The following is a 231-nucleotide window of genomic DNA, read 5'->3' as shown; positions in this document are numbered from 1 at the left end:
GGCCTTCTGCTTAATCACATCCCGAGTTACCCCGTTATGCGCTATCGGTTTTCATCTGGTTCGCTCTTTTCAGTCGATGACGCTGAAAAGCCAAGGCACTTATAAACCAGAGCCTCACTGGTTAATGACCGATCGCGTGTTAAGTAGATCTCCCCAGATAAGAACATGAACTTTCTTTGCACTGCTGCATCATTTACGGTGGCCATTAGATCACGTGATTTCGTCGTCTTG

Annotated in this window: 1 protein-coding gene; it reads right to left on the bottom strand. The window is 46.8% G+C overall.

The window, feature by feature from the left end:
- Positions 1–41: 41 nt before the first annotated feature.
- The coding region (locus tag AB4135_RS22220) for a hypothetical protein (RefSeq protein ID WP_206747603.1) at positions 42–231 on the bottom strand (190 nt) is incomplete at its 5' end.

This window comes from Shewanella sp. 10N.286.54.B9 (assembly GCF_041468565.1).
Classification (GTDB): domain Bacteria; phylum Pseudomonadota; class Gammaproteobacteria; order Enterobacterales; family Shewanellaceae; genus Shewanella.
The sequence above is the reverse complement of the archived record's forward strand: the minus strand, read 5'-3'. Positions and strand labels throughout refer to the sequence as shown.